The sequence below is a fragment of the Cellulosimicrobium sp. SJTW-1 genome (assembly GCF_047716875.1).
In the GTDB taxonomy this organism is placed as follows: domain Bacteria; phylum Actinomycetota; class Actinomycetes; order Actinomycetales; family Cellulomonadaceae; genus Cellulosimicrobium; species Cellulosimicrobium funkei.
The window spans coordinates 2,238,092-2,264,697 of sequence record NZ_CP136680.1 but is presented as its reverse complement, the minus strand read 5'-3'; the positions used below and the strand labels follow the sequence as shown (position 1 = coordinate 2,264,697).

Below are 26,606 nucleotides of genomic sequence, written 5' to 3'. Positions count from 1 at the left end.
GGTGACGGCAACCCGATGAGCACGGACCAGCCCGGGCGCCTGCCCGACGCGTTCACGACCCCCGGGTCGTCGTCCTTCCTGGAGTTCCTGTCCGGGCACGCCCCCGACCTGCTGCCGTCGCACCGCGTGGCCGGGCACGCGGCGTCCGGCACGCTTCCGGACGCGCCGCACGCCACCACGATCGTGGCGCTGACGTTCGGCGCCGAGGGCGTGGGCGCGGGCGTCGTGATGGCGGGGGACCGCCGCGCGACGATGGGCTCGATGATCGCGAACCGGGAGATCGAGAAGGTCTTCCCGGCCGACGAGTACTCGGCCGTGGGCATCGCCGGGACGGCGGGGATCGCCGTCGAGCTCGTGCGCCTGTTCCAGCTCGAGCTCGAGCACTACGAGAAGATCGAGGGCGCGCTGCTCTCGCTCGACGGCAAGGCGAACCGCCTGTCGACGATGATCCGGCAGAACCTCGGCCTCGCCATGCAGGGCCTCGCGGTCGTGCCGCTCTTCGCCGGGTTCGACCTCGACCGCGGTGCCGGCCGGATCTTCTCGTACGACGTCACGGGCGGGCGGTACGAGGAGCGGGCGTACCACTCGGTGGGGTCGGGCTCGGTCTTCGCGCGCGGCTCCCTGAAGAAGCTGTGGCGCACCGGTCTCGACCGGGCGGCCTCCGTGCGCGTCGCGGTCGAGGCGCTCTACGACGCGGCGGACGACGACTCGGCCACCGGCGGCCCGGACCCGGTCCGCCGCATCTGGCCGGTGGTCGCGGTCGTCACGGCCGACGGCTACGAGCGCGTGCCGGACGACGAGCTCGCGGCGGTCGTCGAGCAGATCGTGGCGGAGCGCTCCGGGGCGGGCGTGGAGCGCGGCCGTCCCCCGGTGACGAACGCCGAGGCCGTCCCGCACGACCGCCCGCAGGACGGCCCGACCGGAGGTGACGACGCGTGAACATGCCTTTCTACGTCTCGCCCGAGCAGCTGATGAAGGACCGGGCGGACTTCGCGCGCAAGGGCATCGCGCGCGGCCGGTCGGTCGTGGTCCTCGCCTACGAGGACGGCATCGCGTTCGCGACGGAGAACCCGTCGCGCGCGCTGCACAAGATCTCGGAGATCTACGACCGCATCGCGTTCGCCGCGGTGGGCAAGTACAACGAGTTCGAGAACCTGCGCGTCGCCGGGGTGCGGTACGCGGACCTGCGCGGCTACTCCTACGACCGCACGGACGTCAACGCGCGCGGTCTCGCGAACGCGTACGCCCAGACGCTCGGCACGGTGTTCACCACGGAGTCGAAGCCGCTCGAGGTCGAGCTCGTCGTCGCGGAGGTCGGTCGCACGGCGGAGCAGGACCAGCTCTACCGCATCTCCTACGACGGCTCCGTCGCCGACGAGCAGGGCGTGGTCGTCATGGGCGGCCAGGCCGACCAGCTCGGTCGCGTGCTCCAGGACGCGTGGCGGCCCGGTCTCGGGCTCGCCGAGGTGCTGCGCCTGGCGGTGCACGCGCTCGCGTCCGGCGGCGAGGGGGACGACGCCCGCACCATCCCGGCCGCGCAGCTCGAGGTGGCCGTCCTGGACCGCACCCGGCCCCGGCGCGCGTTCCGCCGTCTCACGGGCTCCGTCCTCGAGGGCCTCCTCGCGGACGACGACGCGGCGTCCACCACCGACGGGACCGCCGAGGGCGCGCCCGACGACACGACGGGCGCCGGCCCGACGGACGAGGGGTAGCGCCGCATGGACCGCAGGATCTTCGGGCTGGAGACCGAGTACGGCGTGACGTGCGCGTCCGACGACGGGCGCGGGCTCTCGGCGGACGAGGTCGCGCGGTACCTGTTCCGCAAGGTGGTCGCCTGGGGCCGGTCGTCGAACGTGTTCCTGCGCAACGGCTCGCGGCTGTACCTGGACGTCGGCTCGCACCCCGAGTACGCGACGGCGGAGTGCGACGACGTCCGTCAGCTCGTCGCGTACGACCGTGGCGGCGAGCGGATCCTCGAGGGCCTCGTGGCGGACGCGCAGCAGCGGCTCGAGCACGAGGGACTGCCCGGCCGGATCCACCTGTTCAAGAACAACACCGACTCGGCGGGCAACTCGTACGGCTGCCACGAGAACTACCTCGTGCGACGCCAGGGCGACTTCGCGCGCCTCTCGGACGTCCTCGTGCCGTTCCTCATCACGCGCCAGGTGCTCACGGGCGCCGGCAAGGTCCTCGCGACGCCGCGCGGCGCCGTGTACTGCCTGTCCCAGCGCGCCGACCACATCTGGGAGGCGGTGTCGAGCGCGACGACCAGGTCGCGCCCGATCATCAACACGCGCGACGAGCCGCACGCCGACGCCGAGAGCTATCGGCGCCTGCACGTCATCGTCGGCGACTCCTCGATGGCGGAGACGACGACCATGCTCAAGGTCGGCTCGACCGACCTCATCCTGCGCATGGTCGAGGCGGGGGTCCCCATGCGGGACCTGGCGCTCGAGAACCCCATCCGGTCGATCCGCGAGATCAGCCACGACATGACGGGCAAGCAGCCCGTCCAGCTCGCGAGCGGCCGGACGGTCACCGCGATCGACCTCCAGGGCGAGTACCTCCAGCGCGTGCGCGAGTTCGTCGAGCAGGACGTCGCGCCGACGCCCGTCGTCAAGCAGGTGCTCGACCTGTGGGAGCGCGGGCTGCGCGCCCTCGAGACGGGCGACCTCTCGCTCGTCGACCGCGAGCTGGACTGGGTCATCAAGTACCGCCTGATCCAGCGTTACCAGGCGAAGCACGGTCTCGAGCTCGACGACCCGCGGATCGCGCGCCTCGACCTCGCCTACCACGACATCTCGCGCACCGAGGGGCTGTACAACCTGCTCGCGGCGCGCGGCATGGTCGAGCGCGTCACCACCGACCTCGAGGTGTTCGAGTCGACGGCCGTGCCGCCGCAGACCACGCGCGCCAAGCTGCGCGGCGACTTCGTGCGCGCCGCGCAGGAGGCCCGCCGCGACTACACGGTGGACTGGGTGCACCTCAAGCTCAACGACCAGGCGCAGCGCACCGTGCTGTGCAAGGACCCGTTCCGGAACGTCGACGAGCGCGTGGAGCGCCTCATCGAGTCGATGTGATGCAGGACGTGATGTGACGAACCTGGCCCTCGCGGCCGGGCGCCCTCGGGGCGTCCGGCGCGCTCGTCGTGCGCCCGCGTCCCGGGCCGCGCTCGTGCTGCTCGTGGCGCTCCTCGCGGCGCTCGTGCTCGGTGCGTGCACGGAGCCGGAGGACGCGACGGAGACGCCGCTCAACACCGACCTCACGGTCGCCGGCTCGTCCGGCGCCCCGCCCGCGCTGGAGTACCGCGCGCCGCTCGACGTGCCGGACGCGCGGTCGGAGGTCGTGTGGCCGGGCGCCGGGGCGGAGCTCGTCGACGGCGGCCCGCTGCTGCTCAACCTCTACGCGGAGGACCTGCGCGACGGCACCGTCCTGCAGAACACGTACACGGACGCGCCGCGCTGGCGCACGCTGACCGACGAGTCCGTCGGCCGCGAGCTGCGCGACCTCCTGCGCGGGCAGCGCGTGGGAGCGCGCCTGCTGCGCCTCGAGGTGGACGACGGCGTCCCCGTCGCCCTCGTCGTCGACGTCCTGCCGACGCGCGCGTCCGGGGAGCCGGTCGAGCCGGTCGAGGGCCTGCCCACGGTGACGCTCGACGAGCAGGGCGCACCGAGCGTGACCGTCCCGTCGGAGGCCGCGGCGCCCGCGGGCCTCGTGGTGCAGCCGCTCGTCCGCGGCGACGGGCGCCAGGTCGAGGTCGGTCAGGTGGTCACCGTCCGGTACTCGGGCGTGCGCTGGTCCGACGGCGAGGTCTTCGACTCGACGTGGACGGACGGCGCGGCGCCCCTGTCGGTGATGATCGGTATCGGCGAGGTCATCGAGGGGTGGGAGCAAGGGCTCCTCGAGCAGTCGGTGGGGAGCCAGGTGCTCCTCGTCGTGCCGCCCGACCTGGCCTACGGCGCCACCGCCAACCCGCTGGCCGGCGAGACGCTCGTCTACGTCGTCGACATCCTCGACGCCCAGTTCCCCGTGACCGAGGAGAGCGCGGGCGACACCGGCACGGCCGACGACACAGCCGGCACCGATACCGGCACCGACACGACCGGCACGACCGGCACCGACACGACCGGCGGAGCGCCGGCCGACCGAGGAGACTCCCCATGACCGTCGCGATCCGCGTGATCCCGTGCCTCGACGTCGACGCGGGACGCGTCGTCAAGGGCGTGAACTTCGAGAACCTGCGCGACGCGGGCGACCCCGTCGAGCTCGCCGCGCGCTACGACACCGAGGGCGCCGACGAGCTGACGTTCCTCGACGTCTCCGCGTCCTCCGGCAACCGGGAGACGACGTACGACGTCGTGCGGCGGACCGCCGAGCAGGTCTTCGTCCCGCTCACGGTCGGCGGCGGGGTCCGCTCGGCGGACGACGTGGACCGTCTCCTGCGCGCGGGCGCGGACAAGGTCGGCGTGAACACGGCGGCGATCGCCCGCCCGGAGCTCATCGCGGAGATCGCGGACCGCTTCGGCAGCCAGGTGCTCGTGCTCTCGGTGGACGCCCGCCGCACGACCGGCGACGTGCGGACGGAGTCCGGCTACGAGGTGACGACCCACGGCGGGCGTCGCGGCACGGGGATCGACGCCGTGGAGTGGGCGTCGCGCGCCGCGGGGCTGGGCGCGGGCGAGATCCTGCTCAACTCGATGGACGCGGACGGCACGACGGCCGGGTTCGACCTCGAGATGCTCGCCGCGGTGCGCTCCGAGGTGCGCGTGCCGCTGATCGCGAGCGGCGGGGCGGGGACGCCCGAGCACTTCGTGGCGGCGGCGCGCGCCGGGGCTGACGCGGTGCTCGCCGCGAGCGTCTTTCACTTCGGCGCCCTCACCGTCGGTCAGGTGAAGGACGCGATGCGGGCCGAGGGCGTGCAGGTGCGCTGACCGGCGCGGACGCCCGGCGGCGGTGTCGGGAGCCCGTGAGAGGATCGGGCCACCCCCTGAACGAAAGACGAGGACCGTCCCGTGCCCGGCAGCAGGACGCGCCCCACCGGCGCCGACGCCCCGCCCGCCCCGACCGACCCGCCGGCCACCGCCGCCCGGCACGACCGCCCCCGCGACCGGCTCCCTGCCGAGCCGTCGGTCCGGCGACCGCACGCGCTCACCGGTTCCCGCGTCCGCCGCTCGCTCGCGCTCATGGGGCGCGGCATCCGCGACGAGCCCCGCACGTACGTGCTGGCGATCGGGTCCTCCGCGCTCTTCGGCGCGCTGACCGTCGCCGTGAGCGGCGCGGTCGGCCGGGTCACCGACGAGGTCGTGGTGCCCGCGCTCGCGGGCGACGAGGCCGCGCGCGGCCGCATCTGGGTCGCGGGCCTCGTGCTCGCCGGGATCGCGCTCTCGCTCGCGGTGAGCGTCGCCGCGCGGCGCATCTTCGCGGGCAACGGGTACGCCGCGCTGCAGGCGCGCCACCGCACCGCGGTGACCCGCCAGTACCTGCGCCTGCCGATGTCGTGGCACCGCTCGCACCCGGCCGGGCAGCTCCTGTCGAACGCGAACTCCGACGTCGAGGCCGCGACGGGCGTCTTCAACCCGCTGCCGTTCGCGCTGGGCGTCGTCGTCATGATCGGCGTCGCCGCCGTGATGCTCTTCCGGGTGGACGTCTGGCTCGCGTGCGCGGCGCTCGTGGTCATCCCGGTCGCCGTCGCCGTGAACATCGTGTTCCAGCGTTACATGTCGCCCGCCATCACGCGGGCGCAGCAGCTGCGCGCCGAGGTGTCCGACGTCGCGCACGAGAGCTTCGAGGCCGCGCTCCTCGTCACGTCGCTCGGCACCGCGGACCGCGAGGAGCGCCGCTTCGCCGAGCGCACCGACGAGCTGCGCGCCGCGAACGTGCGGGTCGGTGTCGTGCGCGCGTTCTTCGACCCCGTCATCGAGCTCCTGCCGTCGCTCGGCACGCTCCTCGTGCTGGGCGTCGGGACCGTGCGCCTCACCGCGGGCGACGTCGCGCCCGGTGACATCATCACCGCCGCGTACCTCCTGACCGTCATGGCCGTGCCGGTCCGCGCGTTCGGCTGGGTCCTCGGCGAGCTCCCGCGCGCGCTCGTCGGGTACGAGCGCATCAGCCGCGTCGTCGACGCCGGGGGCGTGCTGCGTCCCGGGACGTCGGCCCTGAGCGGGACCGGTGCCGGGCTGGGCGTGCGGCTCGAGGGCGTCGGTGTCGACGTCCGGGCGGGCGGCCGCGAGCTCACGCTGCTCGACGGCGTGGACCTGACCGTGGCGCCGGGGACGACGGTCGCCGTCGTCGGCCCGACGGGCGCCGGCAAGACGACGCTCGTCTCGCTCCTCGCGCGGCTCTCGGACCCGACGCGCGGGCGCGTGCTCCTCGACGGCACCGACGCGCGCGACGTGCGCGAGGCGGACCTCACGACGCAGGTCGCCCTCGTCGCGCAGCAGGCGTTCGTGTTCGAGGACACCGTGCGCGCGAACGTCACGCTCGTCGACGACGGCGATCCCGGCCCGGACGACGCGGAGGTCTGGGCGGCCCTGCGGCTCGCGCGCGTGGACGACGTCGTCGAGCGGCTCCCGGAGGGCCTCGACGCCCCGCTCGGGGAGCGGGGGGCCAACCTGTCCGGCGGCCAGCGCCAGCGTCTCGCGATCGCGCGCGCTCTCGTCCGGCGTCCGCGCCTGCTCGTCCTCGACGACGCGACGTCGGCCGTCGACCCGCGGGTCGAGCAGGAGATCCTCGCAGGCGTCGCACGGGGCGGCGACGACCGCCCGACGGTCGTCATGGTCGCCTACCGCATGTCGAGCGTCGCGCTCGCGGACGTCGTCGTGCACGTGGAGTCCGGGCGGGTGGTGGACGTCGGGACGCACGACGAGCTGCTCGCCCGCGATCCCGGGTACCGCGAGCTCGCGACGGCGTACGCGCGCGAGGCGGAGCGCCGGGAGAACGAGCGCGCCGACGCGACGGACGACTCCGTGCGCGAGGCGGGCGAGGACGACCAGGTCCGCGACGGTCGCCGGGACGACGACCTCGCGCGCCAGGAGGAGACGGAGGAGGACGACGTCGTGCGGCACGTCGAGACGGGGGCGCTGGAGGAATGACCCGGACCACGACCGAACGACCCGGGCGGTCGCCCCGCCGGGGCGGGGGCCCCGCCGTCGACGGCGGCGCGGACGTCCGCACCGGCGACGCGCGCATCGCCTCGGCGAGCTCCCTGGGCGTCCTCGCGACGCTGCGTCGCGGCGTGCAGGTGTCGCCGCAGATCCTCGCCGGCATCTGGGTGACCCTCGGCCTCGCCGTCGCCGCGGCGCTGGGCCGGGTCGTCGTGCCCGTGACCGTGCAGCAGACCATCGACACGGGCGTGCTCGCCGACGGCGGTCCGGACACGACGCGCGTCGCGGTGCTCGTGGGCGTCGCCGCCGTGATCCTCGTCGTCGCCGGGCTGTGCTCGGCCCTCGTCAACGTGCGCCTGTTCCGGTCGACCGAGGCCGGCCTCGCCGCGCTGCGCGTACGCGCGTTCCGGCACGTGCACGACCTGTCGGTGCTCACCCAGAACTCCGAGCGGCGCGGGTCGCTCGTCTCGCGCGTCACGAGCGACGTCGACACGATCTCGCTGTTCGTGCAGTGGGGCGGCATCATGCTGCTCGTCTCGGTGCTGCAGATCGGCGTCGCGACGGCGCTCATGGCGGTGTACTCGTGGCAGCTCACGCTCGTGGTGTGGGCGTGCTTCGTGCCGCTGTTCCTCGTCCTGCGCCCCGCGCAGGCGCGGGTCAACGACGCGTACACCCAGGTCCGCGCGCGGGTCGGCGCGATGCTCGGCGCGATCTCGGAGTCCGTCGTCGGCGCGGAGACGATCCGCGCGTACGGCGCCGGGGCCCGGACGGCCCGTCGCGTCGACGCCGCGGTCGACGCGACCCGGCGCGCGATGGTCCGGGCGCAGAAGCTCGTCGCCGTCGTGTTCTCGAGCGGCGTGCTCGTCGCGAACCTGGTGCTCGCGGTCGTCGTGGTCGTCGGGTCGCTGCTCGGCGTGGCGGGCGACATCTCGGTGGGCCAGCTCCTCGCCTTCCTCTTCCTCGTCCAGCTCTTCACCGGCCCCGTCCAGATGGCGACGGAGATCCTCAACGAGCTGCAGAACGCCGTGGCGGGCTGGCGCCGCGTCCTCGCGGTCCTGGAGACGCCGGTCGAGGTCGTCGACAAGGGCCTCGACGGCGTGCGAAGCCCGCGCGGCCCGGCCCACGTGCGTCTGGAGGACGTCCGGTTCGCCTACCCCGACGGGCCCGAGGTGCTGCACGGCGTCGACCTCGACCTCCCGGCGCGTGCCTCGGTCGCCGTCGTCGGCGCGACCGGCTCGGGCAAGACGACGATCGCAAAGCTCGTCACGCGGCTCATGGACCCGACGGGCGGGCGCGTGCTCCTGGACGGCACGGACCTGCGCGACCTGTCCGTGGCGTCCCTGCGCGAGCGCGTCGTGCTCGTGCCCCAGGAGGGCTCCCTGTTCGACGGGACGCTCGCCGACAACGTCGCCTACGGGCTCCGGGGCGTCGCCGAGGAGGAGCCGGCTGCCGCGCGTCGCGCCCGGATCGAGGCGGCCGTCGAGCGGCTCGGCCTCACCGACTGGGTCGCGGACCTGCCGGACGGGCTCGACTCCTCGGTCGGCCAGCGGGGCGAGTCCCTCTCCGCGGGCGAGCGGCAGCTCGTCGCGCTCGTCCGGGCCTACCTGGCCGAGGCGGACCTGCTCGTCCTGGACGAGGCGACGTCCGCCGTCGACCCGGCCACCGAGGTCCGGATCGCACGGGCGCTCGCGTCGCTCACCGCGGGCCGGTCGACGCTGACGATCGCGCACCGTCTCTCCACGGCCGAGGCGGCCGACCTCGTCGTCGTCGTCGACGCCGGGCACGTCGTGGAGGTGGGCCACCACGACGACCTCGCCCGCGCGGGCGGGGTCTACGCCCGCATGCACGACGCCTGGGTCTCCCAGACCCGCTGACCTGCCCGGTCGGGCGACCGACGTCACGCCGGGTCGGGCGAGACGGGGGACCGGCGGCAGCCCGGCGTCTGGCAGGATTCTCGGGTGCCCGACTCCACGACCGGCCCGCAGACCACGATCCCGTCCGCGCTCGACCCCGAGGTCGCCGCGCGGCTCAAGCGCGACGACGCCGGACTGGTCGCCGCGATCGTCCAGCAGCACGACACCGGCGAGGTGCTCATGCTCGGCTGGATGGACGACGAGGCGCTCCACCGCACCCTGACCACCGGGCGGGTGACGTTCTGGAGCCGGTCGCGCCAGGAGTACTGGCGCAAGGGCGACACGTCGGGCCACGTCCAGGTGGTGCGCTCGGTCGCGCTCGACTGCGACGGCGACGCGCTCCTCGTGCGCGTGCACCAGGTCGGCGCCGCGTGCCACACGGGCACCCGCACGTGCTTCGAGGCCGGGGGAGACCTGGGCGCCGTCGTCGGCGAGCTGCCGTCCGCGCCCGGTGCCCCGGACGCCGGGGCCGCGCCCGCCGTCGGACCGGACCACGAGGAGGAGGACCAGTGAGCACGACCGTCGACCCGGCCGGCACCACCACCGTCCCCGCGGGCGGGCCCGCGTGGGGCACGACGTGGCCCGTGCTCGACGGCTTCCGCGCGCTCGCCCGCTCCCGCCGGGTCGTCCCGGTCGTGCGGCGCCTCCTGGCCGACGACGTCACGCCCGTCGGGCTCTACCGCACCCTCGCGCAGGGTCGGCCGGGCACCTTCGTGCTGGAGTCCGCGGAGTCGGACGGGCGCTGGGCCCGGTACTCGTTCGTCGGCGTCGCGTCCCGCGCGACCCTCACGGCGCGCGACGGCCGGGCGGTGTGGTCGGGCGACGTGCCCGCGGGCGTCCCGCGCGAGGGCGACGTGGTCGAGGTGCTGGAGGCGACGCTCGACGTGCTGCGCACGCCCGCGGTCGACGGCCTCCCGCCGCTGACTGGCGGGCTCGCGGGGGCGATCGGGTGGGACGTCATTCGGCACTGGGAGCCGACGCTGCCCGCGCACGCGCCCGACGAGCTGGGCGTCCCGGAGCTCACGCTGTGCCTCGCGACGGACCTCGCGGTCGTCGACCACGCGGAGGGCAGCGTGTGGCTCGTGGCGAACGCGATCAACTTCGACGACACGGACGAGCGGGTCGACGAGGCGTACGCCGACGCGGTGCGGCGCCTGGACGCGATGCAGGCGCGCCTCGTCGCCGGCGGTGCGCACGTCGCGTCGGTCGTGGCCGCCGACGCCGTCGAGCCGGAGCTCGAGTTCCGCTCGACGCGCGACGAGTTCGAGGCGTCCGTCGTGGCGGGCAAGGACGCGATCCGCGAGGGCGAGGTCTTCCAGGTCGTCCTCTCGCAGCGCCTGGACCTCGACTGCCCGGCGGACCCGCTGGACGTCTACCGGGCGCTGCGCACGATCAACCCGAGCCCGTACATGTACTACTTCCAGCTCACGGACGCGGACGGGCGCGACTTCGCGGTCGTCGGGTCGAGCCCGGAGACGCTGGTCAAGGTCGAGGACGGGCGGGTCACGACGTTCCCCATCGCGGGCTCGCGGCCGCGCGGCGCGACGCCCGAGGAGGACGTCGCGCTCGGGGAGGAGCTGCGCGAGGACCCCAAGGAGCTCGCGGAGCACATCATGCTCGTCGACCTCTCGCGCAACGACCTCGTCAAGGTCTGCGAGCCGACGTCGGTCGAGGTCGTGGAGTTCATGGCGACTAAGCGGTTCAGCCACATCATGCACCTGTGCTCGACGGTCGTCGGCACGCTGCGCGACGGCGCGACCGCGCTCGACGCCTTCCGGGCCACGTTCCCCGCGGGGACGCTCTCGGGCGCGCCCAAGCCGCGCGCGATCGCCCTCATCGACGAGCTCGAGCCCGCCTCGCGCGGGATCTACGGTGGGACGGCCGGGTACTTCGACTTCGACGGGAACATGGACATGGCGATCGCCATCCGCACGGCGCTGATCCGCGACGGGCGCGCGAGCGTCCAGGCCGGGGGCGGGATCGTCGCCGACTCCGTGCCGGCGCTCGAGTACGCGGAGTCGCGCAACAAGGCGGCCGCGGCGGTCCGCGCCGTGCAGGTCGCGGCGCGGCTGCGGGGGCTCGCGTGAGCCGCCCGGGCGGCCCGGCCCGCCGCACGGCCATCTGGGTCCTGCTGCTCCTCGGGGGCGCGACCCTCGCGGCGGCCGTGCCCACGTGGCTGCGCACGACGGGGGCCACCGCGCTCGACCCGCAGGTCGACGTCGCGGTGGCCGGCACGTCGGCCGCACCCGGCGTGAGCGCGGCCGCGCTCGTGCTCGTCGCGGCCGCGCTCGCGCTCGGCCTCGTGGGACGGGTCGGCCGGTGGGTCGTCCTGGCGGTCGCGGCGGCGAGCGGCGTCGTCGCGACGGTGTCGGCGCTGAGCGTCGCGATCGACCCGGAGCCGACCGCCCGGTCGGCGGTGGCCGAGGCGACGGGCGTGACGGAGCTGACCGCACCGGTCGAGCTCACCGCGGCGCCCTGGGTGGCGGCCGTGCTCGGCGTGCTCACCGTGCTCGTGGTGGTGTGGGTGGCGCTCGGCGCGCGGTCGTGGGCGAGCGCCTCGACGCGGCACGAGCGGGCCGGGGCGACGCCCGCGACGGCAGCCGGCACGCCCGCGGACGGGATATCCGAGGTCGCGGGCGCGGCGGGCCCCGCCGACGCCGAGGACGTCTCCGACCACGACGCGTGGGACGCGCTCTCCCGCGGCGAGGACCCCACGGACCGCTGAGCAGCGCGGACGTGTCCCACGCGACGTCCGCCGACGTCCCGCGACGGGACGGGCCCCGGCCCGGTCCGATAGGCTCTGACCACATCTTGACGAAAGGCACGACCCTCATGGCCGAGAACCAGCAGACCACCGAGATCGCCTACCTGCCGCCCGCGGCACCGCCCACGAACCACGGCCACACCGTCGCCGCGTGGTTCACCATGATCGGCATCATGGTCGGCGCCCTCGTGGCCGCGATCGGTGTCGTGGTCGCCGCCGTCTGGCTGTTCTGGGTCGGCATGGGCGTCGTGGCCGTGGCGCTCGTCGGCGGCCTCGTGCTCCGCAACATGGGCTACGGGCAGAAGAAGCAGGACGCGCGGTGACACAGCCGCCGGCACCGGGCCCGCACGACGGCACGCCCCCGCAGGACGGGTCGCGGGCGCCGTACGGCTCGTCGGTGCCCGGCGGCCCGCAGCACCCCGGCCCGCAGGGTCCTGACCAGGGCTACCCCGGTCAGCAGCAGCCCGGTCAGCCGTACCCGGGCCAGCAGTACCCCGGGCAGCCGTATCCCGGGCAGCCGTATCCCGGCCAGCAGTACCCGGGCCAGCCGTACCCGGCAGGCGCCTACGCGCCGCCGCCGTACTACCCGAAGAACAACCTCGCGATCTGGTCTCTCGTTCTGGGCATCGCCGCGTTCGTGCTCAGCTGCGGCTTCTTCACGGGCATCCCCGCGGTCATCGTGGGCAACGCGGCGAAGCGTGCCGTCGCGGAGGGCCAGGCGGACAACGACGGCATGGCGACGGCGGGCATCATCCTCGGCTGGGTCGCGATCGGCCTGTCCGCGATCGGTCTGCTGCTCCTGCTGGTGTTCTTCCCCGCCGTCCTCGCCTGGGTCGGCACGATCCCCGACCAGTACTGACGGGGCGGCCACGTGACGTCCGAGGCGGTGCGCCGACGACTGGTGCCGCGCGAGGCCGTGGCGCCGCTCGCCGTCGGTGCACTCGTCGCCGCCGCGACGGCGTACGTGGGCGCCGTCGACCCGAACCGCCCGGGCCACTACGTCACGTGCCCGCTGCTCACCCTGACGGGCCTCGCGTGCCCCGGGTGCGGCGGCCTGCGGGCCACGCACGACCTCGTGCGCCTCGACCTCGCCGCGGCCTGGTCCATGAACCCGCTGTGGGTCGTCGTCACGCCGCTGCTCGTCGTGCTGTGGGGCCTGTGGCTCGTCCGTGCCTGGCGCGGACGCCCCGCGCCGCGCGTGCCCGCGGGGGTGGCGTGGACGTCGCTCGCCGTGCTCGTGCTCTTCGGGGTGCTGCGCAACGTGCCCGCCCTGGTCCCGTGGCTCGGCCCGGTGGCCGCCTGAGCCGGCGGCCGTGACCGCGACCGGCGGCGCCGCGCGCGTCTCGGGGGCTGGGCCGTGGTCATCGTCACTCGGGGGCGGCTCTACGATGGCAGGTACCTCCCTGTCAACGGGTCGGCCCGAACCTGTGGGTGCACGCCGGCCGACCGGCCCGGCAGGGGGCGGGACGACACGGGGAGTGGTGGGACGATGACGGTGCTGGACGACATCGTCGCGGGTGTGCGCGAGGACCTCGCGGCACGCCAGGCGACGACCTCGCTCGACGAGCTCAAGGAACGAGCCGCCCGCGTCCCCGGTGCGCTCGAGTGCGTGAGCCGCCTCAAGGCGGACGACGCCGTGGCCGTCATCGCCGAGGTGAAGCGGTCGAGCCCCAGCAAGGGCGCGCTCGCGTCCATCTCCGACCCGGCCGAGCTCGCGGGGGAGTACGAGAAGGGCGGCGCGGCCGCGATCTCGGTGCTCACCGAGCAGCGGCGGTTCAACGGGAGCCTCGCCGACCTCGACGCCGTCCGGGCGCGGGTCGACGTCCCCGTGCTCCGCAAGGACTTCGTCGTGACGCCGTACCAGGTGTGGGAGGCGCGCGCCCACGGCGCGGACATCGTGCTCCTCATCGTCGCGGCGCTCGAGCAGACGGTGCTCACGTCGCTCGTCGAGCGCGTGCACTCGCTCGGCATGACCGCGCTCGTCGAGGTCCACACGCTCGACGAGGTCACGCGCGCGCTCGACGCCGGGGCGCGGGTCGTCGGCGTCAACTCGCGCGACCTCAAGACGCTCGACGTCGACCGCACGACCTTCGCGCGCCTCGCGCCCGCGATCCCCGACGAGGTCGTCCGCGTGGCCGAATCCGGCGTGCGCGGGCCGCACGACGTCATGGACTACGCCCGCTCCGGCGCGCACGCCGTGCTGGTCGGCGAGGCGCTCGTGACCGACGACGCGCCGCGCTCGTCCGTCGCCGACCTCGTCGCGGCCGGGTCGCACCCGTCGCTGTGGTCCGTGCGGCCCTGAGGCACGACGGCACCGTCCGTCACGCCGCAGGCGCCGCGCCCCGGCCCAGCACACCCCACCACGCAGGAGGACCGGCCCCGTGCCCGACTCGACACCATCGACCACCCCTCCGAGCGGCGCGCACTCCGTCCGCGCCGACCTGACGCGCTCCCTCGCGACCCAGGAGGGCCCCTACTTCGGCGAGTTCGGCGGGCGCTACGTGCCCGAGGCGCTCGTCGCCGCGCTCGACGAGCTCGAGACCGAGTACCGCAAGGCGCTCGACGACCCGGCGTTCGTGACCGAGCTCGCGCGCCTGCAGCGCGAGTACACCGGCCGCCCGAGCCCGCTCACGGAGGTGCCCCGCTTCGCGGAGCACGCCGGCGCCTCGCGCGTGTTCCTCAAGCGCGAGGACCTCAACCACACCGGCTCGCACAAGATCAACAACGTCCTCGGCCAGGCGCTGCTCGTCAAGCGCATGGGCAAGAAGCGCGTGATCGCCGAGACGGGCGCCGGCCAGCACGGCGTCGCGACGGCGACGGCCGCGGCCCTGCTCGACCTCGAGTGCGTCGTGTACATGGGCGAGGAGGACACGCGGCGCCAGGCGCTGAACGTCGCGCGCATGCGCCTCCTCGGCGCCGAGGTCGTCCCCGTGACGATCGGCCAGCGCACCCTCAAGGACGCGATCAACGAGGCGCTGCGCGACTGGGTCGCCAACGTCGACACGACGCACTACCTGCTAGGCACCGTGACCGGGCCCCACCCGTTCCCCGAGATGGTGCGCGAGTTCCACCGCGTCATCGGCGAGGAGGCGCGCACGCAGATCCTCGACCGCATCGGGCGCCTGCCCGACGCGCTCGCCGCGTGCGTGGGCGGCGGCTCGAACGCGCTCGGGCTCTTCAACGCCTTCCTCGACGACGAGGGCGTCGAGCTCTTCGGCTTCGAGGCGGGGGGCGAGGGCATCGAGACGGGCCGCCACGCGGCCCGCTTCAGCGGCGGCGCACCGGGCGTCCTGCACGGCGCGCGCTCGTACCTCCTCCAGGACGAGGACGGCCAGACCCTGCCGAGCCACTCGGTGTCCGCAGGTCTCGACTACCCGAGCGTCGGGCCCGCCCACTCGTGGCTCCACGACCTCGGCCGCGCGACGTACCTGCCCGTGACCGACGCCGAGGCGATGGACGCGTTCCGGCTGCTGTGCCGCACCGAGGGGATCATCCCGGCGATCGAGTCGGCCCACGCCCTCGCGGGCGCGCTGCGGGTCGGGCGCGAGGCCGCGGCCGCGGGCCGCACCGACCACGTGATCCTCGTGAACCTCTCGGGGCGCGGGGACAAGGACGTGGCGACCGCCGCCCGGTGGTTCGACCTCGTGGACGACGACGCGATCGCCGAGACGGCGACGGGCACGGAGGGACAGCTGTGAGCGCCGCCCAGACCCAGGACGCACCCGGGGCGTCGACGCCGGGGACGGCGTCGGCCACCGCCCGCCGTCTGCTCGAGCTGCGCGCGGAGGGCCGTGCGGGGCTCGTCGGCTACCTGCCGGTCGGCTTCCCGACGGTCGAGCGCTCCGTCGAGGCGGCGCTCGCGCTCGTGGACTCGGGCGTGGACGTGCTCGAGCTCGGCATCCCGTACACGGACCCCGTCATGGACGGACCGGTCATCCAGGCCGCTGCCCAGGCGGCGCTCGACGGCGGTGCGCGCGTCGCGGACGTCTTCCGCGTCGTCGCGGCCGTCACGGAGCGCACGGGCGGACGCGTGCCGGTGCTCGTCATGACGTACTGGAACCCCGTGCTGCGCTACGGCGTCGAGGCGTTCGCGCGCGACCTCGCGGCGGCCGGGGGGGCCGGGCTCATCACGGCCGACCTCGTCCCCGACGAGGGCCGCGCGTGGCTGGACGCCGCCGAGGCGCACGGTCTCGACCGCGTGTTCCTCGTCGCGCCGAGCTCGACGCCGGAGCGCCTCCGGCTCACCGCGCGCGCGTCGCGCGGCTTCGTCTACGCGGCCTCGACGATGGGCGTCACGGGCGTGCGCGCCGCCGTCGGGCCCCAGGCCGCGCGGCTCGTCGCCGACACGCGCGCGGCGGGCGCCGAGCTCGTGTGCGTCGGCCTCGGCGTCTCCACGGCCGAGCAGGCCGCGGAGGTCGCGCGCTACGCCGACGGCGTCATCGTCGGCTCGGCGTTCGTCCGGCCCCTGCTGGGTGACGCCCCGTGGGACGAGCGGCTCGCCGCGCTCCGCACGGTCGCCGCCTCGCTGGCGGCCGGGGTGCGGTCCGCCCGCCAGGAGCAGCCCGGCACGACGACGCCCGGCGGGGTGGTCGCATGAGCGCCGCGCTCGCCGTCGGGCAGCTCGTGGGGGCCGCGGGCGCCCTGCCCTCGGCGATCCCGAGCCCGCCCCAGCACACCTGGTACCTCGGGCCGTTCCCTATCCGCGCCTACGCGCTCGCGATCCTCGCCGGGATCGGCGTCGCCCTGTGGCTCACGCGCCGCCGCTGGGTCGAGCGCGGGGGAGAGGCCGACGACGTCCTGGAGATCGCGTTCTGGGCGGTCCCGTTCGGGATCGTCGGCGGGCGGCTCTACCACGTCTTCTCGACGCCCGACCCGTACTGGGGTCCGAACGGGGACCCCGTCCGCGCGCTGTACGTGTGGGAGGGCGGCCTCGGCATCTGGGGCGCGGTCGCGCTCGGCGCGGTCGGTGCGTACATCGGGTGCCGGCGCCAGCGCGTGAGCTTCCCGGCGTTCGCCGACGCGCTCGCCCCGGGGCTGCTCCTCGCACAGGCCGTCGGGCGTCTCGGCAACTGGTTCAACCAGGAGCTGTTCGGCTCGCCCACGACGCTGCCGTGGGGCCTGCGGGTCGACGACTCGGTCGCCGCCGCGGCCGGCTACCCGCCGGGCACGCTGTTCCACCCGACGTTCCTCTACGAGATGGTCTGGAACATCGCCGCTGCCCTGCTCCTGATCTACCTGGACCGTCGGTTCCGGCTCGGTCATGGTCGGGTATTCTGGCTCTACGTCTTCGTCTACACGCTCGGTCGGGTGTGGATCGAGATGCTGCGCATCGACGAGGCCGAGCTCGTCCTCGGTCTCCGGCTGAACGTCTGGACCTCGATCCTGGTCGGTGTCGGTGCGTTGGTAGCGTTTATCGTTGTCGGGCGTCGCCACCCCGGGCGCGAGGAGACGGTGTCCCTCGACGCGCCGGGCGAGGCGCCCGCCACGGAGCCCACGGAGCCGGTCGAGGAGTCGACCGACGCCGTGGACCCCGAGAAGACCGCGGACTCCGACGACTCGGAGGAGTCCGAGCAGGCAGATGCCGCGCGACCAGACCCCGGTCGCTGAGCCTCCGTCACTCAACGGCGAATCCGCCGGGCGACCGCCCGGTGGTTCCGTCATGTCCACCAGGGCCGACGACGTCCCGAACCCCCCAGCTGGAACCAGCCCGGCCGTCTCGGTCGGGCGCCTGTGAGGACGGTGTTGATGACCACGCCGCAGTATCGGGACGCGCACCGGGCACCCGCCCTGTCCGCCCCTCCCACGGCATCCGGTCTGTACGACCCCGCCGCCGAGCACGACGCGTGCGGCGTCGCCTTCGTGGCGACGCTCCGCGGCACGCCCGGACGCGACATCGTGGACGCGGGGCTCACGGCCCTGCTCAACCTGGACCACCGCGGCGCGGTGGGCGCCGAGGAGAACAGCGGCGACGGTGCGGGGATCCTCACGCAGATCCCCGACGCCTTCGTGCGCGACGTGGTCGACGCCGAGCTCCCGCCCGCCGGGCACTACGCCATCGGCATGGCGTTCCTCCCGCAGGACCCCGAGGCGGCCGCGACCACGGCCCGCGCGGTCGAGGCGATCGCCGCCGAGGAGAAGCTCGAGGTCCTCGCCTGGCGCGACGTCCCCGTGACGGCCGACCTCGTGGGCCCGAGCGCGCGCGCCTCGATGCCGCTGTTCCGTCAGGTCGTCGTGGCCGACCCGTCGCGCGAGCTGGCCGGCGTCGACCTCGACCGCCGGACGTACCGCCTGCGCAAGCGCGCGGAGAACGAGCTCGGTCTCTTCTTCGCGTCGCTGTCGGCGCGCACGCTCACCTACAAGGGCATGCTCACGACGGCGCAGCTCGAGCCGTTCTTCCCGGACCTGTCCGACCCGCGGTACGCGAGCGAGATCGCGCTCGTGCACTCGCGGTTCTCGACGAACACGTTCCCGTCCTGGCCGCTCGCGCAGCCGTTCCGGATGATCGCGCACAACGGCGAGATCAACACGGTGCGCGGCAACCGGAACTGGATGGCCGCGCGCGAGGGCACGCTCGCGAGCGACGCCCTCGGCGACCTCGCGCCGCTGCTCCCGGTCTGCTCGGACGGCTCGAGCGACTCGGCGAGCTTCGACGAGGTGCTGGAGCTGCTGCACCTGTCGGGCCGCTCGCTGCCGCACGCCGTGCTCATGATGGTCCCGGAGGCGTGGGAGAACCACGCCGAGATGGACCCGGACCTGCGCGCGTTCTACGAGTACCACTCGACGCTCATGGAGCCGTGGGACGGCCCCGCGTGCCTCAACTTCACCGACGGCACGCTCATCGGCGCGGTCCTCGACCGCAACGGCCTGCGCCCCGGGCGCTACTGGGTCACCGAGGACGGCCTCGTCGTGCTCGCGAGCGAGGCGGGCGTGCTCGACCTCGACCCCGCGACGATCGTCCGCAAGGGTCGTCTCGAGCCGGGCCGCATGTTCCTCGTCGACACCGGCCAGGGCCGGATCATCGAGGACGAGGAGATCAAGTCCCAGCTCGCGGCGCAGCGCCCGTACGCGCGGTGGGTCGCGGAGAACGCGGTCTACCTCGACCAGCTCCCCGAGCGCGAGCACGTCGCGCACAGCCCCGCGTCGGTCGAGCGCCGCCAGCGTGCCTTCGGGTACACGCAGGAGGAGCTCAAGGTCATCCTCACCCCGATGGCCAACACGGGCGCCGAGCCCCTCGGCGCCATGGGCACGGACACGCCCATCGCCGTCCTCGCGAAGCGTCCGCGCCTGCTCTTCGACTACTTCACGCAGATGTTCGCGCAGGTCACGAACCCGCCGCTGGACGCGATCCGCGAGGAGCTCGTCACGTCGATCGGCGGGGCGATCGGCCCCGAGCCGAACCTGCTCGTCGACACCCCGGAGCACGCGCGCAAGCTCATGCTGCCGTTCCCGGTGCTCGACAACGACCAGCTCGCGAAGATCATCCGCGTCGACAAGGACCCGAACCTCGCGGGCGTCTTCCGCGCCGTGACGATCAAGGGCCTGTACCGCGTCGCGGGCGGCGGCGAGTCGTTGCTCGCGCGGCTCGAGGAGATCTTCGCCGAGGTCGACGCGCACGTCGCGGCCGGCGCGAGCTTCATCGTGCTGTCGGACCGCGACTCGGACGCCGAGCACGCACCGATCCCGTCGCTGCTGCTGTCGAGCGCGGTGCACCACCACCTCCTGCGGCGCCACACGCGCACGCAGGTGTCGCTCGTCGTCGAGGCGGGGGACGTGCGCGAGGTGCACCACGTCGCGCTCCTCATCGGCTACGGCGCCGCCGCGGTGAACCCCTACCTCGCGATGGAGACCGTCGAGGACCTCGCGCGCCGCGGCTACCTCGCGGTCGACCCGGCCAAGGCCGTCGCGAACCTCATCAAGGGCCTCGGCAAGGGTGTCCTCAAGGTCATGAGCAAGATGGGCATCTCGACCATCTCCTCCTACCGCGGCGCCCAGGTCTTCGAGGCCGTGGGTCTCTCGCACGACCTCGTGCAGGCGTTCTTCACGGGCACGACGTCGCGCCTCAGCGGCATCGGGCTCGACGTCGTCGCGGCCGAGGTCGCGGCGCGCCACGTGGACGCGTACCCGCGCTCCGGCAACCACCGTCCGCACGTCCGTCTGACCACGGGCGGCGAGTACCAGTGGCGCCGCGACAGCGAGGAGCACCTGTTCGACCCGGAGACGGTGTTCCGCCTCCAGCACTCGACGCGCGAGCGCCGGTTCGACATCTTCCGCGAGTACACGCACCGCGTGGACGAGCAGTCCTCACGGCTCATGACGCTGCGCGGCCTCCTCGAGCTGCGCGAGGGCGAGCGCCCCGCGGTGCCGCTCGACGAGGTCGAGCCCGTGAGCGAGATCGTCAAGCGCTTCAACACCGGCGCGATGTCGTACGGCTCCATCTCGGCCGAGGCCCACGAGACCCTCGCGATCGCGATGAACCGCCTCGGTGGTCGGTCGAACACGGGCGAGGGCGGCGAGGACCCCGAGCGCCTGTACGACCCGGAGCGTCGCTCGAAGGTCAAGCAGATCGCGTCGGGCCGCTTCGGCGTCACGAGCGAGTACCTGACGAACGCCGACGACATCCAGATCAAGCTCGCCCAGGGCGCCAAGCCCGGCGAGGGCGGTCAGCTGCCGGGCCACAAGGTGTACCCGTGGGTCGCGAAGACCCGGCACTCCACGCCGGGCGTCGGCCTCATTTCGCCGCCGCCGCACCACGACATCTACTCGATCGAGGACCTCGCGCAGCTCATCCACGACGCGAAGAACGCGAACCCGGCGGCGCGCGTCCACGTCAAGCTCGTCTCCGAGTTCGGCGTCGGCACGGTCGCGACGGGCGTGTCCAAGGCGCACGCGGACGTCGTCCTCATCTCGGGCCACGACGGCGGCACGGGCGCGAGCCCGCTGACGTCGCTCAAGCACGCGGGCACGCCGTGGGAGATCGGCCTCGCCGAGACGCAGCAGACCCTCGTGCTGAACAACCTGCGCGACCGCATCGTCGTGCAGGTCGACGGGCAGATGAAGACCGGGCGCGACGTCGTCGTGGCCGCGCTGCTCGGGGCCGAGGAGTTCGGCTTCGCGACCGCGCCGATGGTCGTCTCGGGCTGCGTCATGATGCGCGTGTGCCACCTGGACACGTGCCCGGTGGGCGTCGCGACGCAGAACCCGGAGCTGCGGGCCCGCTTCACGGGCAAGCCGGAGTTCGTCGTGAACTTCTTCGAGTTCATCGCGGAGGAGGTGCGCGAGTACCTGGCGCGCCTCGGGTTCCGGAGCATCGAGGAGGCGATCGGCCACGTCGAGTACCTCGACACGCGCCAGGCGATCGACCACTGGAAGGCGCAGGGTCTCGACCTCGCGCCCATCCTCGAGAAGCCCGTCCCCGTCGAGGGCGCGTCGCTGCGGAACACGACGACGCAGGACCACGGCCTCGAGAAGGCGCTCGACAACCAGCTCGTCGCGCTGGCCGAGGACGCGCTGGAGCGGCGTGAGCCGGTGCGGATCTCGCTGCCGGTCCGCAACGTCAACCGCACGGTCGGCACGATGCTCGGCCACGAGGTGACCAAGCGCTTCCGCGGCGAGGGCCTGCCGGACGACACGATCGACGTGACCCTCACGGGGTCCGCCGGCCAGTCGCTCGGGGCCTTCCTCCCGCGCGGCGTCACGCTGCGCCTGTTCGGGGACGCGAACGACTACGTCGGCAAGGGCCTGTCGGGCGGGCGGATCGTCGTGCGGCCGGACCGCAACGCGGTCCTCACCGGGTCGAGCAACGTCGTCGCCGGGAACGTCATCGGCTACGGCGCGACGTCGGGCGAGATCTTCCTGCGCGGCCGCGTCGGGGAGCGCTTCGGCGTCCGCAACTCGGGCGCGACGCTCGTCGTCGAGGGTGTGGGCGACCACGGGTGCGAGTACATGACGGGCGGCACGGTCGTCGTGCTGGGCCCGACCGGGCGCAACTTCGGCGCCGGCATGTCCGGCGGCACCGCGTACGTGCTCGACCTGCGCGAGAGCGCCGTGAACACGAGCGCGCTCGCGACCGGCGAGCTCGGGCTGAGCCCGCTCGAGGACGCCGAGGTCGCGCTCGTCGAGCGGCTCGTCCGCCGTCACCACGAGGAGACCGGATCGCCGCTCGCGGCCGAGCTGCTCGAGGACTTCGCCACGGCGGTGCAGCGCTTCACGCGCGTCCTGCCGACCGACTTCGCCCGCATGCGCTCGGCGCTCGAGAAGGCCGAGTCGGCCGGTCTCGACCCGGCCGCGCCCGGCGTGTGGGACCAGATCTTGGAGGTGGCCCGTGGCTGACCCCCGCGGATTCCTGAAGGTGCGGGAGCGCGAGCTCCCGCCGAACCGCCCGGTGGCCGTGCGCCTGCGGGACTGGAAGGACGTGCACGCGCACCTCGAGGAGGGTCAGCCGTTCCTCAAGGAGCAGGCGGGCCGCTGCATGGACTGCGGCATCCCGTTCTGCCACCAGGGCTGCCCGCTCGGGAACCTCATCCCCGAGTGGAACGACCTCGTCTACCGCGAGCAGTGGGCCGACGCGATCGACCGCCTCCACGAGACGAACAACTTCCCGGAGTTCACCGGTCGCGTGTGCCCGGCGCCGTGCGAGTCGAGCTGCGTGCTCGGCATCAACCAGCCGCCCGTGACGATCAAGAACGTCGAGGTCTCGATCATCGACGAGGCGTTCGAGCGCGGGTACGTCACGCCCCAGGTGCCGCAGCGGCTCACGGGCTTCACGGTCGCGGTCGTCGGGTCCGGTCCTGCCGGGCTCGCCGCCGCGCAGCAGCTCACGCGCGCCGGGCACACCGTCGCGGTGTACGAGCGCGACGACACCGTCGGGGGCCTGCTGCGCTACGGCATCCCCGACTTCAAGCTCGAGAAGCACCACATCGACCGTCGCGTCGCGCAGATGGAGGCCGAGGGCACGCGGTTCCGCCCCGGCGTCGAGATCGGCGTCGACATCACGTGGGACGACCTGCGGGCGCGCTACGACGCGGTCGTGGTCGCGACCGGCGCGACGGTGCCGCGCGACCTGTCGGTGCCCGGGCGCGAGCTCGGCGGCATCCACTTCGCGATGGACTTCCTGCACCAGGCGAACGCGGTCGTGGCGGGGCACGAGGTGCCCGACCAGATCGCGGCCACGGGCAAGCACGTCATCGTCATCGGTGGCGGCGACACGGGCTCGGACTGCCTCGGCACCTCGCTGCGCCAGGGCGCGGCGAGCGTCACGACGCTCGCGATCGGCAAGCAGCCGCCGCTCGAGCGGTCCGCGACCCAGCCGTGGCCGACCGACCCGATCGTGTTCGAGGTGTCCTCGTCCCACGAGGAGGGCGGCGAGCGCGAGTTCCTCGCGTCGACCGTCGCGTTCCTCGGCGACGAGAACGGAGCCGTGCGCGCGCTGCGCGTCGCGGAGACCGAGTACCTGCCCGACGGCCGTCGCGTGCCCAAGGAGGGCACCGAGCGCGAGATCCCCGCGGACCTCGTGCTCGTCGCGATGGGCTTCACCGGACCGGAGACGGCTGCCCTCACGACCCAGACCGGCGCGGACCTCACGGGGCGCGGCCTCGTGGCGCGCGGCGACGACTTCGCGTCTTCGCTGCCCGGGGTCTTCGTGGCCGGCGACGCCGGTCGTGGGCAGTCGTTGATCGTGTGGGCGATCGCCGAGGGGCGGGCGGCGGCGGCATCCGTCGACGCCTACCTTCAGGGAGGGACCGAGCTGCCCGCGCCCGTGCGCGCGAACACCGTGTCCTTGCGCGCTTGACGTGCACCCCGACGTCGGATGTCCGGCGCCGGGACGATGAGCGGGGCATCCTAGGGAGGGGCACCCCGCGACGACCGGCTCCTGGCCGGTCGGAAGACTAGAGGCTGGAGATATGCGCAGAGCAAAGATCGTCTGCACCATCGGACCCGCGACCGAGTCGAAGGAGCAGCTCCGCGCGCTCGTCGACGCGGGCATGGACGTGGCGCGGATCAACCGCAGCCACGGCAGCGCCGAGGAGCACGCGGCCGTCTACCACGGCGTGCGCGAGGCCGCCGCCGAGTCGGGCCGCTCCGTGGCCGTCCTCGTCGACCTCCAGGGGCCGAAGATCCGTCTGGGCCGCTTCGCGGGCGACGAGAAGCACTGGCTCGAGGAGGGTGACACCTTCACGATCACGACCGAGGACGTCGTCGGGACCAAGGAGCTCGTCTCCACGACGCACAAGGGCCTGCCGGGCGACGCCCGCGTCGGCGACCCGATCCTCATCGACGACGGCAAGGTGCTCGTCCGCGTCACCGCCGTCGAGGGCCCGCGCGTAGTCACGCGCGTCGAGGTCGCCGGCCCGGTGTCGAACAACAAGGGCCTGAACCTCCCGGGTGTCGCGGTCTCCGTGCCGGCGCTCTCCGAGAAGGACCAGGACGACCTGCGCTGGGCCCTCGCGCTCGGCGCGGACATCATCGCGCTGTCGTTCGTGCGGTCCGCGAAGGACTTCGAGGACGTCAAGCGGATCATGGACGAGGAGGGCCGCACGGTCCCCGTCGTCGCGAAGATCGAGAAGCCGCAGGCCGTCGAGAATCTCGCGGAGATCGTCGACGCGTTCGACGGCGTCATGGTCGCCCGCGGCGACCTCGCGGTCGAGCTTCCGCTGGAGCAGGTGCCGCTCGTCCAGAAGCGCATCGTCGAGCTCGCGCGTCGCAACGCGAAGCCCGTCATCGTCGCCACGCAGGTGCTCGAGTCCATGACGAACTCGCCGCGCCCGACGCGCGCCGAGGCGTCCGACTGCGCCAACGCCGTCCTCGACGGCGCCGACGCGGTCATGCTCTCGGGCGAGACGAGCGTGGGCGAGTACCCGATCCTCACGGTCCAGACGATGGCCCGGATCATCGAGGCGACGGAGGAGGCGGGCCGCGAGCGCATCGCGCCGCTCGGCTCGACGCCGCACACCCGCGGTGGCGCCATCACGCGCGCGGCGGCCGAGATCGGCGAGATCCTCGGTGCGAAGTACCTCGCGACGTTCACGCAGTCGGGCGACTCGGCGCGCCGCATGTCGCGCCTGCGCTCGTCCATCCCGCTGCTCGCGTTCACGCCGCGCGAGCACGTGCGCAACGTCCTGTCGCTCACGTGGGGCACCCAGACGTACCAGGTGCCCGAGGTGGAGAACACCGACGCGATGGTCGGCCAGGTCGACACGACCCTGCAGGCCAACGGCCTCGCCGAGGTCGGCGACCTCGTGGTCGTCGTCTCCGGCGCCCCCGTGGGCCAGCCGGGCACGACGAACTCGATCCTCGTGCACAAGATCGGCGACCACTCCGACACCCGGAACTGACGTCCGGAGCTCTCACCGGAGCTGACGCCGCGCGCCCGCCACGGGCGCTCGTGCTGCCCGACGGCGGCGCCCCCTGCGCGGGGGCGCCGCCGTCGGTCGTCCTGCGCGCCCGGGAAAGCCCGCGACACGGCCCCCGGCGCGCCCCTACCCTCGCGGGATGCGAGCCGTGCCTGCGTCCCTGGACCCCGCGGTCGTGCGTCGGGTCGACGCGCGGCTGGACGCCGTCGTGCGCGACGAGGGCGTCGCGGTCCCGCTCGCGGTGGAGAGCGGCAGCCGCGCGTGGGGGTTCCCGTCGCCGGACTCGGACTACGACTGCCGCTTCGTGTACGTGCGCCCGGGGGCCGACTACCTCGACCCCTGGCCGCGGCGCGACGTCGTCGAGACGCCGCTCGACGCGGTGCTGGACGTCAACGGGTGGGACCTCGTCAAGGCCGTGCGGCTGCTCGTGCGCGGGAACGCGACGCTGCTGGAGTGGCTGCGCTCGCCGATCGTCTACCGCGGCGACCCCGCGTTCCGCGCGGACCTGCTCGCGCTCGCCGAGCGGGTCGTCGACCGCGACACCGTGCGGCGCCACTACCTGCACGTCGCGCTCGGCCAGCGGGAGCGCTGGTGGACGGCGGACGACGTGCCGCTCAAGAAGCTCTTCTACGTCCTGCGCCCGGCCGCGACGCTGCGCTGGCTGCGCGTGCGGCCGGACGCCGTCCCGCCCATGCGCCTCGCGACGCTGCTCGACGAGGGCGAGGCACCGAGCGCGGTGGTGCAGGAGGCGTCCGGGCTCGTCGCGCTCAAGGCGGTCTCGCGCGAGATGGGCGCGGGCCCCGTCCCGGCCGTGCTCCGCCGGTTCGTCGACGACGAGCTCGCCGCCGCCACGGCGGCCGTGACGGTGGCGGGGGCCGGGGCCCTGACCGCTCGCTCGGTGGCGGGGGAGTTCTTCCGGTCGGCGGTCGCGCGGTACGGCCCGGCGGGGTCGCGGTCGACGACGGCTGCGGGCGCGCCGGGCGCCGCGTCGGGGGAGTGGCGGTGACCGACGGGCGCGCGCCTCGCTCGAGCGAGCGCGGCGGGTCGGCCCTACCCTCACGTGGGTGACCAGCGACCAGATCGAGGACGTCGACCAGGACCTGTACGCGGCGGCGAGCGACCCCGACGCCGACGGCGCGGCGGCCGCCGCGCGCGAGGCGACCTTCCGTGCGCTCGTCGCGCGCCGCGACGCGCGCGAGACCGCGGAGGCGGCCGCCACCGTGTGCGAGCAGGTCCAGCAGGTGGCGGAGGCCGCCGCACGCAGCGCGCAGGACGCGCTGACGTCCGCGACCGTCGCGCACTCCGCCGCTCTCCTCGGCGACGAGGCGATCGCCCGGCAGGCGGCGCGCGACGCGAGCGCCGCCGCCCGGGAGGCCGCGCGCGAGGCGGTCGTGCTGGACACGGCGCGGCCCGAGCTCTAGACGGCGTCGGTCCGTGCGCGGGGCCCCGCGGTCCGTCCGTGCCGTCCCGAGTCCCG

The 26,606-nt window shown here is 74.2% G+C and carries 22 protein-coding genes; all 22 read left to right on the top strand.

Annotation, left to right across the window (positions count from 1 at the left end):
* Positions 1-15 precede the first annotated feature (15 nt).
* The 22 genes from prcB (at position 16) to RSE42_RS10225 (ending at position 26,550) form a co-directional block, all read left to right on the top strand.
* On the top strand, positions 16-939 hold the full coding sequence (prcB, locus tag RSE42_RS10330; RefSeq protein WP_082774448.1) for a proteasome subunit beta: 924 nt from the start codon (positions 16-18) through the stop codon (positions 937-939).
* Positions 936-1,712 (top strand): proteasome subunit alpha, encoded by a 777-nt coding sequence (prcA, locus tag RSE42_RS10325; RefSeq protein ID WP_171467938.1) that lies wholly within the window; start codon positions 936-938, stop codon positions 1,710-1,712. The genes prcB and prcA overlap by 4 nt, the downstream gene beginning before the upstream one ends.
* 6 nt (positions 1,713-1,718) lie before the next feature.
* On the top strand, positions 1,719-3,080 hold the full coding sequence (pafA, locus tag RSE42_RS10320) for a Pup--protein ligase (RefSeq protein ID WP_021479769.1): 1,362 nt from the start codon (positions 1,719-1,721) through the stop codon (positions 3,078-3,080).
* A gap of 13 nt (positions 3,081-3,093) precedes the next feature.
* Complete coding sequence (locus RSE42_RS10315) at positions 3,094-4,164, top strand: FKBP-type peptidyl-prolyl cis-trans isomerase (protein ID WP_253705613.1); 1,071 nt, start codon at positions 3,094-3,096, stop codon at positions 4,162-4,164.
* Positions 4,161-4,931, top strand: coding sequence for an imidazole glycerol phosphate synthase subunit HisF (hisF, locus tag RSE42_RS10310; RefSeq protein WP_043651192.1), 771 nt, complete (start codon positions 4,161-4,163; stop codon positions 4,929-4,931). The genes RSE42_RS10315 and hisF overlap by 4 nt, the downstream gene beginning before the upstream one ends.
* Positions 4,932-5,183: 252 nt before the next feature.
* Positions 5,184-7,091 carry an ABC transporter ATP-binding protein gene (locus RSE42_RS10305; RefSeq protein ID WP_378223157.1) on the top strand — a complete coding sequence of 636 codons (1,908 nt, stop codon included), beginning with the start codon at positions 5,184-5,186 and terminating at the stop codon, positions 7,089-7,091.
* Positions 7,088-8,977 carry an ABC transporter ATP-binding protein gene (locus tag RSE42_RS10300; RefSeq protein ID WP_415296073.1) on the top strand — a complete coding sequence of 630 codons (1,890 nt, stop codon included), beginning with the start codon at positions 7,088-7,090 and terminating at the stop codon, positions 8,975-8,977. The genes RSE42_RS10305 and RSE42_RS10300 overlap by 4 nt, the downstream gene beginning before the upstream one ends.
* Positions 8,978-9,094: 117 nt before the next feature.
* Complete coding sequence (gene hisI / locus RSE42_RS10295) at positions 9,095-9,529, top strand: phosphoribosyl-AMP cyclohydrolase (RefSeq protein ID WP_137280679.1); 435 nt, start codon at positions 9,095-9,097, stop codon at positions 9,527-9,529.
* The gene (locus RSE42_RS10290) at positions 9,526-11,103 is read left to right on the top strand and encodes an anthranilate synthase component I (RefSeq protein ID WP_061267739.1); all 1,578 of its coding nucleotides are present in this window, start codon (positions 9,526-9,528) and stop codon (positions 11,101-11,103) included. The genes hisI and RSE42_RS10290 overlap by 4 nt, the downstream gene beginning before the upstream one ends.
* Positions 11,100-11,741, top strand: coding sequence for a Trp biosynthesis-associated membrane protein (locus tag RSE42_RS10285; RefSeq protein WP_415296071.1), 642 nt, complete (start codon positions 11,100-11,102; stop codon positions 11,739-11,741). Before RSE42_RS10290 ends, RSE42_RS10285 begins: the two co-directional genes overlap by 4 nt.
* Before the next feature lie 86 nt (positions 11,742-11,827).
* Positions 11,828-12,103: an HGxxPAAW family protein gene (locus RSE42_RS10280; RefSeq protein ID WP_228075274.1), complete on the top strand. Its 276-nt coding sequence runs from the start codon at positions 11,828-11,830 to the stop codon at positions 12,101-12,103.
* Positions 12,100-12,639: a DUF4190 domain-containing protein gene (locus tag RSE42_RS10275; RefSeq protein ID WP_415296069.1), complete on the top strand. Its 540-nt coding sequence runs from the start codon at positions 12,100-12,102 to the stop codon at positions 12,637-12,639. Before RSE42_RS10280 ends, RSE42_RS10275 begins: the two co-directional genes overlap by 4 nt.
* Before the next feature lie 12 nt (positions 12,640-12,651).
* Positions 12,652-13,083 carry a DUF2752 domain-containing protein gene (locus tag RSE42_RS10270; protein WP_415296067.1) on the top strand — a complete coding sequence of 144 codons (432 nt, stop codon included), beginning with the start codon at positions 12,652-12,654 and terminating at the stop codon, positions 13,081-13,083.
* Between the two features lie 186 nt (positions 13,084-13,269).
* Positions 13,270-14,082, top strand: coding sequence for an indole-3-glycerol phosphate synthase TrpC (gene trpC, locus RSE42_RS10265; RefSeq protein ID WP_043651188.1), 813 nt, complete (start codon positions 13,270-13,272; stop codon positions 14,080-14,082).
* A 139-nt stretch (positions 14,083-14,221) separates the two neighbouring features.
* A complete protein-coding gene (trpB, locus tag RSE42_RS10260; RefSeq protein ID WP_144683841.1) occupies positions 14,222-15,478 on the top strand; it encodes a tryptophan synthase subunit beta in 1,257 nt (418 codons plus the stop codon).
* Entirely contained in the window at positions 15,475-16,377 is a 903-nt protein-coding gene (gene trpA / locus RSE42_RS10255; RefSeq protein WP_076404781.1) for a tryptophan synthase subunit alpha, read from the top strand. Before trpB ends, trpA begins: the two co-directional genes overlap by 4 nt.
* Positions 16,374-17,387, top strand: coding sequence for a prolipoprotein diacylglyceryl transferase (lgt, locus tag RSE42_RS10250; RefSeq protein ID WP_415296064.1), 1,014 nt, complete (start codon positions 16,374-16,376; stop codon positions 17,385-17,387). The genes trpA and lgt overlap by 4 nt, the downstream gene beginning before the upstream one ends.
* A gap of 138 nt (positions 17,388-17,525) precedes the next feature.
* Positions 17,526-22,109 (top strand): glutamate synthase large subunit, encoded by a 4,584-nt coding sequence (gene gltB / locus RSE42_RS10245; protein WP_061267745.1) that lies wholly within the window; start codon positions 17,526-17,528, stop codon positions 22,107-22,109.
* Positions 22,102-23,568: a glutamate synthase subunit beta gene (locus RSE42_RS10240; protein ID WP_415296062.1), complete on the top strand. Its 1,467-nt coding sequence runs from the start codon at positions 22,102-22,104 to the stop codon at positions 23,566-23,568. The genes gltB and RSE42_RS10240 overlap by 8 nt, the downstream gene beginning before the upstream one ends.
* A gap of 112 nt (positions 23,569-23,680) precedes the next feature.
* The gene (gene pyk / locus RSE42_RS10235; protein ID WP_021480418.1) at positions 23,681-25,111 is read left to right on the top strand and encodes a pyruvate kinase; all 1,431 of its coding nucleotides are present in this window, start codon (positions 23,681-23,683) and stop codon (positions 25,109-25,111) included.
* A gap of 157 nt (positions 25,112-25,268) precedes the next feature.
* Positions 25,269-26,135, top strand: a complete 867-nt coding sequence (locus tag RSE42_RS10230) for a DNA polymerase beta superfamily protein (RefSeq protein ID WP_415296060.1) — start codon at positions 25,269-25,271, stop codon at positions 26,133-26,135.
* A 58-nt stretch (positions 26,136-26,193) separates the two neighbouring features.
* Complete coding sequence (locus tag RSE42_RS10225; RefSeq protein WP_170982112.1) at positions 26,194-26,550, top strand: hypothetical protein; 357 nt, start codon at positions 26,194-26,196, stop codon at positions 26,548-26,550.
* The last annotated feature ends 56 nt before the right edge of the window (positions 26,551-26,606 follow it).

Bases quoted from the DNA above. Each gene is read 5' to 3' on its own strand.
- trpC (WP_043651188.1), top strand. From the start codon at position 13,270: ATGACGGTGCTGGACGACATCGTCGCGGGTGTGCGCGAGGACCTCGCG.
- RSE42_RS10305 (WP_378223157.1), top strand. From the start codon at position 5,184: ATGGGGCGCGGCATCCGCGACGAGCCCCGCACGTACGTGCTGGCGATC.
- prcB (WP_082774448.1), top strand. From the start codon at position 16: ATGAGCACGGACCAGCCCGGGCGCCTGCCCGACGCGTTCACGACCCCC.
- hisF (WP_043651192.1), top strand. From the start codon at position 4,161: ATGACCGTCGCGATCCGCGTGATCCCGTGCCTCGACGTCGACGCGGGA.
- pyk (WP_021480418.1), top strand. From the start codon at position 23,681: ATGCGCAGAGCAAAGATCGTCTGCACCATCGGACCCGCGACCGAGTCG.
- RSE42_RS10300 (WP_415296073.1), top strand. From the start codon at position 7,088: ATGACCCGGACCACGACCGAACGACCCGGGCGGTCGCCCCGCCGGGGC.
- gltB (WP_061267745.1), top strand. From the start codon at position 17,526: ATGACCACGCCGCAGTATCGGGACGCGCACCGGGCACCCGCCCTGTCC.
- pafA (WP_021479769.1), top strand. From the start codon at position 1,719: ATGGACCGCAGGATCTTCGGGCTGGAGACCGAGTACGGCGTGACGTGC.
- lgt (WP_415296064.1), top strand. From the start codon at position 16,374: ATGAGCGCCGCGCTCGCCGTCGGGCAGCTCGTGGGGGCCGCGGGCGCC.
- RSE42_RS10230 (WP_415296060.1), top strand. From the start codon at position 25,269: ATGCGAGCCGTGCCTGCGTCCCTGGACCCCGCGGTCGTGCGTCGGGTC.